11 protein-coding genes are annotated in these 13426 nt (G+C 60.3%); 2 read left to right on the plus strand and 9 right to left on the minus strand.

The features are described 5' to 3' along the window. Nucleotides 1-321: 321 nt before the first annotated feature. The 5 genes from HMPREF2604_RS10260 to HMPREF2604_RS10280 form a co-directional block, all read right to left on the minus strand. The gene (locus HMPREF2604_RS10260; protein WP_070520475.1) at nucleotides 322-1566 is read right to left on the minus strand and encodes a DUF4032 domain-containing protein; all 1245 of its coding nucleotides are present in this window, start codon (nucleotides 1564-1566) and stop codon (nucleotides 322-324) included. Between the two features lie 99 nt (nucleotides 1567-1665). Beyond that, complete coding sequence (locus HMPREF2604_RS10265; protein ID WP_070565283.1) at nucleotides 1666-2796, minus strand: ABC transporter ATP-binding protein; 1131 nt, start codon at nucleotides 2794-2796, stop codon at nucleotides 1666-1668. A gap of 218 nt (nucleotides 2797-3014) precedes the next feature. After that, a complete protein-coding gene (locus tag HMPREF2604_RS10270; protein WP_070520481.1) occupies nucleotides 3015-3890 on the minus strand; it encodes a polyprenol monophosphomannose synthase in 876 nt (291 codons plus the stop codon). Between the two features lie 28 nt (nucleotides 3891-3918). Further along, complete coding sequence (gene lnt, locus HMPREF2604_RS10275) at nucleotides 3919-5406, minus strand: apolipoprotein N-acyltransferase (protein WP_070520484.1); 1488 nt, start codon at nucleotides 5404-5406, stop codon at nucleotides 3919-3921. Next, nucleotides 5406-5978, minus strand: a complete 573-nt coding sequence (locus HMPREF2604_RS10280) for an FxsA family protein (RefSeq protein ID WP_070565285.1) — start codon at nucleotides 5976-5978, stop codon at nucleotides 5406-5408. Before HMPREF2604_RS10280 ends, lnt begins: the two co-directional genes overlap by 1 nt. A 70-nt stretch (nucleotides 5979-6048) precedes the next feature. Here HMPREF2604_RS10280 and HMPREF2604_RS10285 point away from each other — a divergent pair, with 70 nt between their 5' ends. Continuing rightward, nucleotides 6049-6888 (plus strand): cobalamin biosynthesis protein, encoded by an 840-nt coding sequence (locus tag HMPREF2604_RS10285; protein WP_070520490.1) that lies wholly within the window; start codon nucleotides 6049-6051, stop codon nucleotides 6886-6888. Here the strand turns inward: HMPREF2604_RS10285 and HMPREF2604_RS10290 are convergent. Then, nucleotides 6885-7631 (minus strand): SDR family oxidoreductase, encoded by a 747-nt coding sequence (locus HMPREF2604_RS10290; protein WP_070520492.1) that lies wholly within the window; start codon nucleotides 7629-7631, stop codon nucleotides 6885-6887. The two genes, HMPREF2604_RS10285 and HMPREF2604_RS10290, sit on opposite strands and share 4 nt — an antisense overlap. Beyond that, a complete protein-coding gene (locus HMPREF2604_RS10295) occupies nucleotides 7631-8755 on the minus strand; it encodes a M24 family metallopeptidase (protein WP_070565287.1) in 1125 nt (374 codons plus the stop codon). The genes HMPREF2604_RS10290 and HMPREF2604_RS10295 overlap by 1 nt, the downstream gene beginning before the upstream one ends. A gap of 45 nt (nucleotides 8756-8800) precedes the next feature. Between HMPREF2604_RS10295 and HMPREF2604_RS10300 the strand changes: the two genes are divergently transcribed. After that, the gene (locus HMPREF2604_RS10300; protein ID WP_246818419.1) at nucleotides 8801-9430 is read left to right on the plus strand and encodes a serine protease; all 630 of its coding nucleotides are present in this window, start codon (nucleotides 8801-8803) and stop codon (nucleotides 9428-9430) included. On the opposite strand, the gene HMPREF2604_RS10305 is transcribed toward HMPREF2604_RS10300, so the two are convergent. Further along, nucleotides 9427-12240, minus strand: a complete 2814-nt coding sequence (locus HMPREF2604_RS10305) for a DEAD/DEAH box helicase (RefSeq protein ID WP_070565289.1) — start codon at nucleotides 12238-12240, stop codon at nucleotides 9427-9429. The two genes, HMPREF2604_RS10300 and HMPREF2604_RS10305, sit on opposite strands and share 4 nt — an antisense overlap. A gap of 98 nt (nucleotides 12241-12338) precedes the next feature. After that, a complete protein-coding gene (gene tatC / locus HMPREF2604_RS10310) occupies nucleotides 12339-13328 on the minus strand; it encodes a twin-arginine translocase subunit TatC (RefSeq protein ID WP_070520500.1) in 990 nt (329 codons plus the stop codon). Nucleotides 13329-13426: the final 98 nt, after the last annotated feature.

Below are 13426 nucleotides of genomic sequence, written 5' to 3' on the forward strand. Positions count from 1 at the left end.
GATAGACAACCGGCTCGTATGCGGTTATGTCTGGGCGATCCTCCATGACAAAGGCTCTTGCCCAGTGCTACCAGTTGGTCCATAGCTGGTCACTATCCGACTATGAACTGGTTAGCCTGTCTCCTACCTTAGTGAGGTATTCCACACGATCAAAAGAAATCGGGCCTAAAACGCCCGATTGTGACTATATCCATATTCGGGCATGAGATCGCTCCCCATTTAAGGGGCAATCGGGCCTAAAACATACAAAACGATATAAGAAACGGCTGAGAGCGGCTCGATAGACTTGAGCTATTGAGCGGTGTTGGGGCACACGGGCGGTTATGACAAGTCGTCATTCGGTGCCGGCGTCTGAAGCAGCCGAGCCTCGTCGCGGCGGGCGGGCAATACGGAAGAGAGATAGGACGCCGTGGCTTCCGGGAGGGTTACGGCTTCTCCCCTCTCTTGGGCGAGGAACCAGCGGTGGTCAACGATCTCGTGGAAGATCTGTGCCGGTTCCAGCTTGTGGAGCATCTCGACGGGAACCGCAGCAATGGTCGGTTCATACTCGTGTGTCATCCACAAGTGCGCCGCCTGGGTCAGCCCAACATGAGGGCCGCACTCGATGGCCTGATAGGCCTGGATAGAGCCCAATAGGCGTTGCGCTTGGTGCTCCTCGACGCTCAGCCCTGTCAAGCTCAACAACTCCGAACGATAGTGGCCGGGATCGACTACCACAGGGCGAATGCGCACGACCTGTTTCGACTCGTCCTTGGTGACCTTGAGCTCCCCCACGTCGAAACCCAGCTGGTTAAGGCGGTCGATCCTCTCGGAAACGCGCCAGTACTCGCTGGCATCTACGGATTCTTCGGCGGTCAGCTCTGTCCACAATTCAAGGTAGGAACTCTCGACCAAGCTTCCGAGGGCGATAACATCGATATCTTGATCTAGGCATTCACCTGCCTGCAAGTCCATGAGCTCACCGATGATGTTGACGCGGGCGATGTCGACGTCGTAAAGCCTGCGTGACTCGGAGAGATTGGGCTGGAACTCCCCTGTTTCGGCGTCGACAAGATAGGCCGAATAAGTCTCGGCATCACGCCGGAAAAGGGTATTCGACAGCGATACATCACCCCAGTAGAAATTCAGCAAGTGCATCCGCACCAAAAGCACCGACAAGGCACGGATGAGCTTCTCCGCTTCGACGACTGTCAGGTGCCGCGAGAAGATCTCGCGGTACGGAAGAGAAAACTCTAGGTGTTCAGTCACCAGAGCTGCGGTGAGCTCTCCGTAGCTTTCTACAGCCGGCTGGCGTCCCGTGATGACTGCAACGGGACGCACGCTGGGAGCGCCGAGGCGCTGCAGCTCACGCAGCATCTTGTACTCGTGGTGAGCGGTACGCGCACCAATCTCCTTGACTGCGACGATGCCGCGATTGATCCCCACGAAACGCACGATATGCCGGGAAATGCCCCTGGGCAGTGCGGCGATGAGATCATCGGGCCACTGTTCCAGGGGCGTATCCCAAGGCAACGCCAGCAATGCCGACGCGTACGTCGAAGAGGTGATGCTCATGGACTCTTTCATGTCGAGTCACTCCACCTTCTTTGCTGATTTTGGCCTAGAGCTTTGCCACAGCCGTGCTGACGTTCGCGACATGTTCCGCGGGTCAGCCGGCATATGGGCTTAAGGGAGGCGCTTGCCAGTCGACGCCGAGAAGTTGTGCTGGCCGCCTTCCACGATGCGTGCGTGGAAAATGCTGCCCGGGGCAGGCGCAGTGTTCGGAGCTGCACGAACGACGATCTGGCCCGACTCGGGAACGTCTTCGCTCGAGGAGCCGAGATCACCTTCGCCCACCAATTTTCCGTAGAGGAAGGAGTCGGAACCAAGCTCTTCCACGAAGTCAAGCTTGATCGGGATGGAGAGATCGGTGGACTCGCCCTCGGGGATGATTTCGAGGGCCTCTGGGCGGAAGCCGATGGTGATGCGACCGTTATCCTCCGGCGTCATCGCAGCGACAGTTTCCGGGGAAAGCTTGATACGAGCATGGCCGGAGGTTGCGTTACCGTCCTTGACAGAGAAGGTGCCCAGGTTCATTGCCGGGGAGCCGATAAAGCCGGCGACGAAGACGTTGGCGGGGCGGTCGTAGAGCTCGCGGGGTGCGCCAACCTGCTGAAGGTAACCGTCCTTCAGTACAGCGATGCGGTCACCCATGGTCAAGGCCTCAGTCTGGTCGTGGGTGACGTAGACGGTGGTAACCCCAAGCTTGCGCTGCAGGGCTGCGATCTGGGTACGGGTCTGCACGCGCAGCTTGGCATCGAGGTTGGACAGCGGCTCATCCATGAGGAAGACCTGCGGGTTACGCACGATTGCGCGGCCCATGGCAACACGCTGACGCTGACCGCCGGACAGGGCCTTCGGCTTGCGCTCAAGGAATTCGGTAAGACCCAGGGTGGCGGCGGCTTCGTCGACACGCTTGTTAATTTCGTCCTGGGACTTGCCGGCGATTTTCAGGGCGAAGCCCATGTTCTCGCGCACGGTCATGTGCGGGTAGAGAGCATAGTTCTGGAAGACCATGGCGATATCTCGGTCACGCGGGGCAACGTGGGTGACGTCTTTGTCGCCGATGTAGATGGCACCGTCGGTGACGTTTTCCAAGCCGGCCAGCATGCGCAGCGTCGTGGACTTACCGCAGCCGGAGGGGCCGACGAGGACGAGGAATTCGCCATCGGCGATTTCCAGGTTGATCTTCTTGACGGTGGGTTCCTTAGCGCCTGGGTAGGTCAGGGACGCATCTTTGAACGTTACGGTTGCCATAGCATACTCTCCTCCATCGGCAGGTACGTGCCGAACGATCCGTAGTGTGAGAATGAAGTGAAGCAAGTCACTGTGCACCAGATAAAGTGCCACCTACGACATTAGCACTGGTGGTGGTTATTACCGCAAAAGCCCGAAAACCATGACAGGTTTTCGGGCTTGTTTGCCTTATGCGAGGCTCGAAAGGTCAGCGTGCCTTTCCTTGGAGAGACTGGATTTTAACGGCTGAGCATTCCTTTAACCAGGCTGGATACCTCGGACACAAAGTCAGACACGGCATTCTTAGCCGTGGCGGCCTTGGAACCAAGCTCCATATCCTTCACTGTGCGGGAAGTGATCTTGGATACTTCCGAGGTGAAGTCGCTGACCTGCTCGGAGCGGTGAGCGACTCCCCACTTGGTCACCTCGAGCAGGGAATCCTTGACGAAGGAGCCGTCCAGCTTGGATTCGCCCAGCTCGCGCTCGGTGAAGGTAATCGGAACCTCGCGGACATCGAAGCCATCCTTGATGGCGCGGAAGGCAACATCTACCTGGAAGATGTAGCCGGCGTTGGATAGTTCCTCAAAGTCGAGGTGCTCTAGCAGTTCGCGACGGAAGGCGCGGTATCCAGCGGTCATGTCGTTGATGCCAGCGCCCAGCGCCACCGAAATGTACTTGTTGCCCAATCGGGACAGTAGCTCGCGGTTGGCCGGCCAGTTCACAGTCTCTCCACCCGGCACATAGCGAGAACCGATCACCAAGTCAGCACCCTTGTCGATCTCCTCGAGCAAGAGATGCAGCTGCTCCGGGGCGTGGGAGCCGTCCGCGTCCATCTCGCAGAGCACCTGGTAGTCCTTCTCCAGGCCCCACTCGAAGCCGGCGATGTAGGCGCCGAGGAGGCCGCCCTTGCCCTCGCGGTGAAGGACGTGCAGGTGAGAATCCTCGGCGGCCAGCTTGTCCGCGGCCTCTCCGGTGCCGTCCGGGGAGTTATCGTCCACGATCAGGATGTGAACCTCCGGGGTGGCCTTGCGCACGCGGCCGGTAATCAGCGGCAGGTTCTCAATCTCGTTGTAGGTGGGGATGATGACCAGAGTAGATTCGCGGGTCGAGCTCACTAGTTCCTTGCTCCTTTTGGTTTCTGCTTTAAGGCGCGCTGCGCCGTCCGGACAAGCGGGTGGAATAGATCGCGTACAGCGCGCAGACCGTTCCAATAATAGTCATGAGCCACTGCAGGAGCGAACCATAACGCACCGCAAATGTACGCCCCTCTCGGAGCGGAAGCTCTTCTTCGAGATAAGCCGGTTCAAAGATGCCGCTGTCCTGGCTCACGGAACCATCTGGGTGCACGATGGCCGAGACCCCTGACGTGGCCGCCACAACGACGGCGCGATCTGCTTCCATGGCGCGCAGACGGCTCATGGCCAACTGCTGGTAGGTCATATCGGAATCACTGAACGTGGCGTTATTTGTTGGCGTCGTGAGAATCTGCGCCCCGTTGTTAATCGCGGTTCGAAAGGCCTGGTCAAAGCTCACCTCGTAGCAGGTGGCAACGCCGACCGCAGTTCCGGCCATGGTCACCATTCCTGGCCCGTCACCGGGTTTCATGTCGCCTGCGAGATCCACCAAATCGGTAATCCGCGCAAAGAAGTCACGCATCGGCATCGTTTCGCCAAAAGGCTGCAGGTACTTCTTGTAGTGATGCTCCCCCACCGATCCATCCGGGTTGAATACCTGCATGGTGTTGCGCGCACCGACCTCATCGCGCGTTAACGTGCCGACGAGGATGGGGGCGTCGATGTCGTGGGCGGCGGCGTCGATAAGCGCCCGTGCGTCGTCGTTGGCAAAAGGATTGATATCGGAGGAGTTCTCCGGCCAGATGACGATGTCAGGCCGTGCACCATCCTTGGCTGCCTGTTCGGTGACGCGGACGTGGTTATCCAGCACCGCGCGGCGCTGCGCGGCGAAGTCGAGGCCAAGCCGCGGAACGTTTCCCTGGACAGCGGCTACCGTCACAGTACCCGTGGTATGGCTAGGGCGATTCACGCCCTGCGCAGCTACAAGTCCGGCAAGCAACGGCACCGCTAAGAGGGCACAGGCCAACCGTGGCGCGCGCGCAAGCCCCACCAGACCCGCGCCCATGCAGACGACCGCACAAGTAATGAGCGCGGGACCACCCCACGGGGCGAGGTTGGCCAACGGTCCTTCGATCTGACCCCATGCCAGGCGCACCCAGGCAAAGCCTCCAAAAGGTACGGAGGAGCGCAGCATTTCCACCGCCACGTAGAAAAAGGGAAAGAGCGCGAACCCATAGCGCAAGCGCAGCAGTGCTGCCCCACCGACGCCGAGGAGGATGCTGTACAGCGAGAGGAAGATAGCGAGCGCAATATAAGGCATGTTGCCCACGAGCTCACCAATCCACGGCAGCGTGAAGAGGTACAAGACAGCGCTATGGACTATGGCGATGAGTACTGCCCATCCTAGATGCAGGGGCTTTCTCCACGGCGCCAGCGCTGCCACCAGCATGGCCATCCCAATGATCCCCGCGGCCCACCAGCCGCGTGGTTCCACCGAAAGATACGTGACCGCGCCCGACAGAGCGGCAAGAACAAGCCGCGCGAATATGGGGAGCACTACTTGCTTCCGTCCTCGAAGTCCTCGGGCTTAACGTGTTGAGTCCACGAGCGGATTTCTTCTTCATCCAAGACTTCGTGCGATTGGCCTGACTGATCCATCCCGCTGCCGGCTGTATTGCCACCAACAGTGCCGAAGGAACCATAGGAATCGCGGTGCTGCGACATGGGCGAGGCCTCGTACACGCGCACGCCCATGTCCTCAATCTTTTTGAACATCGATGCGGCAAGGAGCGTGCGGATTATGGAGCGCGTGGGCGCAAAGATGAGCAGAGCGCCAAAAACAGTGGAGACGAACCCAGGCAGCGAAAGCAGGATGCCGCCCACCATGGTCAGACCAACATTGCCGGCCGTTTTGCCTGGGGTGGGATCCTCCATCACATAGACGCCGTCTTCGGTCTGCCGGATGCGGCTGGCCATCATGCGGCGCACTTCCCAGCTGGCAATCGTCATCCCGAACAGCATGGTTAACGCCAAAGCAAGCAGCGCCCACAGCACACCGATCCACTCGGCGACTGCCCAAAACGCCAGGGTTTCGAGGAGGATGTACGCGATGAACAGAAGAAACGGCATGCAGCCCACCATACTTGCTGGACCTGCCGGTTCGCTGGCGACCCTCCCGTAACGATTAAACTTGCGCACCATGTCCCTCACTGAGTCGAAGCATCCTGAATCCGAGACCATGCGCTTCCACCCCGCCGGCGGCGTCGTCACGCCCGAGCAGTGGTTAGCACTGGGCCAGGCCGCCCGTGAACATGGCGATGGCTATGTGTACCTAGAGCAGCACAGTGTTATCAGTGTGCGCGGCGTGAGTAACGAGCAGGCGCTTGGCGACGTCCCCCTCCCCACCGCCGCTGCCCACGTCTTGGCCTCTCCCCTCTCTCTTCAGGCGCGCCGGGTAGCGCAGCGCGTTGCTGATGCCTTATCTGAAGAGGAAGGAACCTCCCCGGCTATCACCCGCGCTGCGGTCTTCGGCGTCGATGGTGGAGCTGGCGATCTCCTCGCACACGGCGTGGCGGCGGGACTCCAACTATCCGGCGGCAGTGCAGGGCAGGTCGAGGAAGCCGACTCCGCACGCCTCATCCGTGAGGGGGCAGCAACTGGACCGGCGCTGGGATTATGCGACGCGATTTCGCAGCTCGTGGACTACGTGGACGAGGTCTCCGCTGAGAATCCAGAGGCCATTGACCGGTTGTCCTCGGCTACACCTGCCGGACTCGCGCAATCGGATGTGCCCATTGGTTGGTTAACCGAACACACTGCGCCCGGCCGCGTCGATCTCGGCGCGGGCCTCCAAGATGGCGTGTTGCCCGCAGAGTACGCAGGGCTCATTGCTCAGCTGGGAGCAGCGATCACCGTTACTCCGTGGCAGGGCTTGGTCATCCACGATTTGGCGGAGGGCGATGCGGACGTCGTGCTCCGCGTCCTTGCTCCGCGCGGCTTCATCTTCGATGCCAATTCCCCCGCGCTCGGACATCGCTAGCGCGGCATGTGCCGCCAGATGGGGCGCGGGACAAGCTTCATGACCCAGGCCAACAGCTGAAGCGTCCGTGGGATCCACAGCGTGCGGGACACCGGCCGCGAACCCGACGAGGATTCGACGGCCTTGACCACAGCTTGTGCGACTACGTCAGGTGTCACCGACAGGGGCGCGGGTTTCATCCCTTGTGTCATGGACCCGATAACGAAACCGGGGCGCGCGGTGATCAGCGCTAGGTCGCTGCCCTGCAGGCGATCCGCCAGACCTTGGCAGAAGGCATCGAGGCCAGCCTTGGTTGAGCCATAGACATAGTTGGCCCGCCGTGCACGCCAGCCCGCAATGGAGGAAAAGGCCACGATATGGCCTCTTTTCATGACGTCGGCCAGCACGGTGAGCATAGATACCTGCGCGGCATAATCAACCAGAGCGATGTCGAAGGCATGGGCTTCGTCGTGCTCAGCTTGCTCCTGGTCACCCAAGATTCCGAAGGCGACAACCGCCGTCGTGATGTCCTCACCCGCGAGCGCTGCAGCTTGCTCGATAACTGCGCGGTGGGAGGACACATCCGCGGCATCGAAGGAAAGCGTGTGAACGGACGTTGCTCCGTTGCGCAGAAGCTCTGAGGTGAGCTCATCCATGCCGTGCTCACCCCGCGCGGCAAGTACTACCGGGCGGCCTGCGCACAACCGGCGTGCAAGCTCGCCGCCAATATCGCTGCGCCCACCAAGAATCAATAGCGCGCCCATTAACGCAACCCCCTCGGAGCTTGGTTCAAAGACTCGTAGCCGGACTCGGTGGTCACCACGATGTCCTCGAGACGCATGCCCCATTTTCCGGGTACATAGATACCAGGTTCGATCGAGAAGGCCATGGACTCTGCAAGCTCCAGCTCGTTTCCTTCCATGATGAAGGGCTCCTCGTGCGTCGACAAGCCGATGCCATGTCCGGTGCGGTGCGTGAAGTACTCACCCCAGCCGGCGCTTTCGATCACACTGCGTGTCGCACGGTCGATCTGCTGGGCAGTCGCCCCGGGCCGTGCAGCAGCTCGCCCGGCAGCTTGGGCCTCTTCCAACACCGCATAGGCTTCCTGGAAATCAGCAGGCGCCGCAGAAGGATCTGCGCCTACCACGTAGGTGCGTGTGCAATCAGAGTGATAGCCGGAGGGCAACGTCCCCCCGATATCCACCACCACGGGATCACCAGCGCTGAGTTCGCGCTCCCCGTAGTCATAGTGCGGGTTCGCACCATTCGGGCCGGAACCAACGATTATGAAGTCCACCTCTTTGTGCTCGCGCAAGATAAGCTCGCGCAAATCTGCCGCTACGTCGGCCTCAGTGCGGCCAGGCTGCAGGAGACGTGGCACCTCTGCATGGACGGCATCGATAGCCACTGCCGCAGCGCGTAGCTCCGCGACTTCATCTGGGTCCTTGCGGCTAAAGAGCCCAGCCAGCGCCTCGGTAGCAAGCACATACTCCACATGTGGAGCATCCGTCGAAGTGAGCGAAGACGGCTCGACTTGGCGTCGAATCGTGGACTGGAAACGCAATACGTGGTCCGCAGTTAGCGAAGAGCCCACAGCCACGGTGGTGGGATGCGTACCGTCTAAGGCCAGTGCATAAGGGTCCTGCCCGTCACTCCATCCCACTAGCTGGGCAGCAACGCCTTGAAGCGATTCAATGTCGGTGCTGGGTGCGACGATGATCGGTTTGGCCTCGGGACGGATGACCAGGCACGTCAACCGCTCATGGGAAGAGACCCAGGAACCCGTAAGATAAGCGAACTCTGCGCCGGTACCCACGAGCAATACATCGATACCCTTGGCAGCGGCAATCGCGCGGGCGCGGTCCAAGCGGGAAGCATAATCAGTCATGGCAGTTAGCCTACCGCTCGCCTTCGTCCAGTTAAGCTGGGCGCCGTGAATTCCTATCCCGCAGCCGTCAAGATCCGTACCCGCGGTAGCTATTGCTCGGGTGTGCTCATCGATGCATCCTTAAACCCCCGCTCCCAGCAGCGAACCCGGCTAGTTCTGACCTGTGCGCACTTCTTTCGCGATGGCGTGGGCGGTGGTGAACACTACAAAGTCAGTGGCGGGTTCAACCGGCGGATCACCGCCGTGCGCACGATTGACGGGACCGATATAGCTGTGTGCCTGCTTGATATACCAGCACCGCCCCGGGACCTTCCGGGGCTCGCTAAAAGCACACCGCATTTTCGCGCGCCAGTCAACACCTGGGGATATGGCGGAAAGTCCCGTCGCGCACAGAAGCGAACGGGGTTGTTTCTACTGCCCTTCTTTCGCACGTGGTCCATCGACTTCCGCACCACTGTCTCCCCCGCCGGATTTGTCTTCAACACGATTCCGGCAGTCAAGGGTGACTCGGGAGGGCCAGCGCTTGTCGACGACTCCGTCATCGGAACCCAAGCCCTCATCCTCAACCCATTGGGGAGAAACCTGAAGCTAGCCACGGTGGCGCTGGTCGCGCCCCACCGCAAGGCCATCGCGGCGGCAGCCACCGTGATACTGGACTTGGTCGAAGGAAATTAAGCGCCGATGGCGACAACGCCTCGTTGAATCGCGTCAATGGCGCGCCAGGCATTGCGGCGAATCTCTTCTTCGTAGCCTGTCTTGGCTACCTGCTGGAGCAGGTCGATGACCTGGCGGCACCAACGGACGAAGTCACCCGGAGTCAGCTCTGCGCCGGACTCGTTAGCCGCGGCCATGCAATAGGCCAAGGGTGCGCCCGCCGTCCACTGGTGGATGGCCAGCGCGAAGGCAGGCTCCGGTTCACGGGTCTGTGGCAGATTATGGCGCTTCTCATCGCTGACAAGCTCCGCGTAGATGCGCCACGTTGCGTTCATGGCGTCCGCCATTTCGTCGCTAGCCGCACCTGGTTCGCCGCGGGTGGCCTTGCGGTTTTCGAAGACGCACAGGGAGGCAACGCCGGCCAGCTCTGCCGGGTCAAGGTCATTCCAGATACCCCGCTTGAGGCATTGTGCCACCAGTAGGTCGGATTCGGAATGGATCTTGGCCAAGCGCTCGCCTTCGTCCGTGATGACCGGCTCGCGGTCCTCGCCATAGCCTTCAAACTCCACGTAATCCATCTCTGCCAGCAGGTCCACGATGCGCTCGAAAGTGCGGCCGAGGGTATCCGTGGCGCGCTCCACCTTGGCTTCCAACTTGTGGAGCTCGCGCTCGCGTCGGGCGAGCTTTTGGGCCACACCGGCCAGCTGCTCGCGGTCGGTCGCCGGCCAATTGTGCACCGGGTGCTCGCGGAGGGCATCGCGCAGCTGCGCGATCTTCTTGTTGGGACGATTACGCGGCTCAGTGCGCATCTTCTTAGGCCGCTTGTAGTAGTCGCGTTTGAAGGCATCCTGAACGTACTTGGTATGCCGACGCGGATGCTTCTGCGCCGCACGCGGCAGCTTCATGTGGCCGACCACTATCGGCGGATTATCAATACCGGCTGCATCGATGCGGCCTGACCATCCGGTCTCCGTGGTGACCCAGGGGCGTGGATCGGCGGTCTGGTTTGCCGGGGTGATGACAACTGCCAGGGTTGGTCGCTTCTTTGTTGCGATAGCGACGACCTCACCCACCTGCAAGCGGGCAAGGACCGCCGCGACCTCCTTGCTCCTCTCTTCTTTCTTGGAGGCACGCGCTGACTTTTCTTCCTCAGTCAGTTCGCGGCGCAGCCTCATATAGTCCATGAGTATCTCCGCTGGGTCTTCACCATCAATTGTCGGTGGAGCCAAGTTATCTACGGCCTGATCTAACTGTGCCCGAAGCTCGCGGACCCGATGCTCAGCGCGCTCAATTTCGCGCGTTTCTTCCACGACAGAGCCATCCGCCTGGAACTGCGCAAAGGACTTCTCCAGCAGGCGCAAAGAGTCATCGAAGCCGAGCATGCCCAGCAGGTTGATGGCCATGTTGTAGCCGGGTTCGAAGGTAGAGATGAGCGGATAGGTGCGGGTCGATGCGAGGCCCGCCACCGCGGTGGGATCCATGGCGGGTGCCCACTGCACGACGGCATTGCCCAAGGTATCGATGCCACGCCTGCCCGCGCGGCCGGTGAGCTGCGTGTACTGACCCGGTGTCAGGTCCACGTGTGCCTCGCCGTTAAACTTCACGAGCTTCTCAAGGACCACCGTGCGCGCGGGCATATTGATGCCCAGGGCAAGGGTTTCGGTGGCAAAGACCGCACGAACCAGGCCTTTGACGAAGAGCTCCTCCACGATGTGCCTAAAAGCTGGCAGCATACCCGCATGGTGGGCGGCGAAGCCACGCGAAAGCGCCTCGCGCCATCGCTTGAAATCAAGAACCTTGAGGTCTTCTTCCGGAATGCCTTCCACGCCCTTATCGACGATGGCCTTAATCTCAGCTGCCTCCTCTTGGGAGGTCAGCACCATGCGGGAGCGCAGACACTGATATAACGCACCATCGCAGCCCGCACGGGAGAAGATGAAGGTAATCGCCGGCAGCATCTCCATTGACTGCAGTTCTTTGAGTACCTCTGGACGACCCAGCGGCCGGTAGCGGTCCTGCGCGCGGGGTGCGCCGCTGCGCCGATCTTTGTTTCGGTCGTTGCGTCCTCCGCCTTTGTGTCGGGCACGTGCACGGAAGCTCGCGCGGTTTTGTGCATAGTCTGCGCGGCCGTTATCGCTGTCTCCTGCTTCTAGGCGCTGGATACGGCGCGCCAACTCAGCATTGACCTGGCCGCCTGAATCAGGCTCGAAGAGTGGGTAGATCTTGCGTCCCACCATCATCCACTGGTCCAGCGGGACGGGGCGCTTATCGGTAACGATGACCTTGGTATCTCCGCGCACGGTGGTTAGCCACCGGCCGAACTCCTCGGAGTTGGACACCGTTGCCGACAAACCGATGATGGAAACATGTTCCTCGAGGTTGAGGATGACCTCTTCCCATACCGCGCCGCGCGAGGCATCCGCCAAGAAGTGGATCTCATCCATCACCACGTGGGTCAAGCGATCCAATGCGCCTGAGCCCGCATAAATCATGTTGCGCAAAACCTCAGTGGTCATCACGAGGATGTCCGCGGAAGAATTGATGGAGACATCACCCGTCAGCAGCCCCACGGCATCCTCGCCGTGTGCCTCAACCAGGTCGTGGTACTTCTGGTTACTCAGCGCCTTGATAGGGGTGGTGTAGAAACAGCGGGTCCCCTGGCGCAGCGCCAGGGACACGGCGAACTCACCAACGACCGTTTTGCCCGCGCCGGTGGGAGCACAGACCAAGACTCCGTGGCCCGCTTCAACTGCTTGGCATCCTTCGATCTGGAAGTCATCCAGTGAGTACGGCAGGGCTTGAGTGAACTCGTCCAGATGCGTCAGTGTCATAAGTCCCCAGGGTACCTGTCAGGTACCGCGAACTAGCGCGACGGTCCCCGGCGCCAAGCGGGAACGTTTGAACAAGGTACCTAAGAAGGCTGACAATCCTACAGAACGTCGTCGAAGAAGCCGCTCTGCGGGGGCTGAGTGTTCCTCTGTTGAGGCTGCGGTGTCGGAGCTTCACCCGTCGAGGTCGGGGGAACAGGCCTGGAAGATACCGGCCGCGAAGACGCAGAAACGCTCGTTGATGCAGACACCGGAGTTGGTGCACCTATGGCACCCGGACCTTCGTCCAAGGACGAGGCTGTTTCATCATCCAGATCCATCCAGTCTGGGCGCTGGCGCTTCTGGCGTTTGTCGTTGATGCGGCAGAACTGGAAGGCCAATTCCACGAGGAGTACGAGGGCACCGGCCAAGACCAACATCGAAAAAGGTTCTTGGCCGGGTGTCACCACCGCAGCGAAGATCATGATGGCGACAATGATGATGCGGCGCTTGTCCTTGACGTCATCGTATTCCAGGACACCTATCACATTGAGGCATACCACGAGTAGTGGGATCTCAAAGCTCACGCCGAAGATGAGGAGCAACGTCAGCAGGAAGTAGAAATAGCGCTCACCGGTTAGTGCCGCGGTCTGGTACTCCGAGCCCATGCCCATGAGGAACTCCAAACCCACGGAAAGGATGAAGTAGGCAAGAAGCGCGCCAAGCACGAAGAGAACTACCGCCGTGGAGACAAAAAAGAAGGTGAAACGGCGCTCGTTCTTATGCAGACCGGGCACAATGAATGCCCATATTTGATGGAGCCACACCGGTGAGGACATTACTGCGCCAGCCAACGCGCCCACTTTGAGGCGCAGCAGCAGCATTTCGAAGGGGCTGGTGGCGAGCAAGCGGCATTCGCCATCCGCGGTGAAAGAGATGCGCTTTTCCTCAGGCAGCGAGCAATAGGGCCCACGCAAGATCTCGCCTAGCGGCGCCATATTAAACGGAGCGTTTTGATACCAAATGAATCCGATGATGGTGCCTACCACGAGAGCAAGCAAGGAAATCACGATGCGCCGACGCAGTTCTTGGAGATGTTGGACTAGGGTCATCTCCCCCGTAGGATTCTTGGGCTTGCGGCGCAGCTTTGAGGTCCACTTTTGCTTGCGTGCGCTAGACGCGGGATTCGGCGGTGTACTCGCGGTACTCA

The sequence above is a fragment of the Corynebacterium sp. HMSC055A01 genome, assembly GCF_001809405.1.
Taxonomy (GTDB): Bacteria; Actinomycetota; Actinomycetes; order Mycobacteriales; family Mycobacteriaceae; genus Corynebacterium; species Corynebacterium hesseae.

Excerpts from the sequence above, each read along its gene's own strand:
- HMPREF2604_RS10260 (WP_070520475.1), bottom strand. The coding sequence starts at position 1,566 with ATGAAAGAGTCCATGAGCATCACCTCTTCGACGTACGCGTCGGCATTG.
- HMPREF2604_RS10265 (WP_070565283.1), bottom strand. The coding sequence starts at position 2,796 with ATGGCAACCGTAACGTTCAAAGATGCGTCCCTGACCTACCCAGGCGCT.
- HMPREF2604_RS10280 (WP_070565285.1), bottom strand. The coding sequence starts at position 5,978 with ATGCCGTTTCTTCTGTTCATCGCGTACATCCTCCTCGAAACCCTGGCG.
- HMPREF2604_RS10285 (WP_070520490.1), top strand. The coding sequence starts at position 6,049 with ATGTCCCTCACTGAGTCGAAGCATCCTGAATCCGAGACCATGCGCTTC.
- HMPREF2604_RS10290 (WP_070520492.1), bottom strand. The coding sequence starts at position 7,631 with ATGGGCGCGCTATTGATTCTTGGTGGGCGCAGCGATATTGGCGGCGAG.
- HMPREF2604_RS10295 (WP_070565287.1), bottom strand. The coding sequence starts at position 8,755 with ATGACTGATTATGCTTCCCGCTTGGACCGCGCCCGCGCGATTGCCGCT.
- HMPREF2604_RS10305 (WP_070565289.1), bottom strand. The coding sequence starts at position 12,240 with ATGACACTGACGCATCTGGACGAGTTCACTCAAGCCCTGCCGTACTCA.
- tatC (WP_070520500.1), bottom strand. The coding sequence starts at position 13,328 with ATGACCCTAGTCCAACATCTCCAAGAACTGCGTCGGCGCATCGTGATT.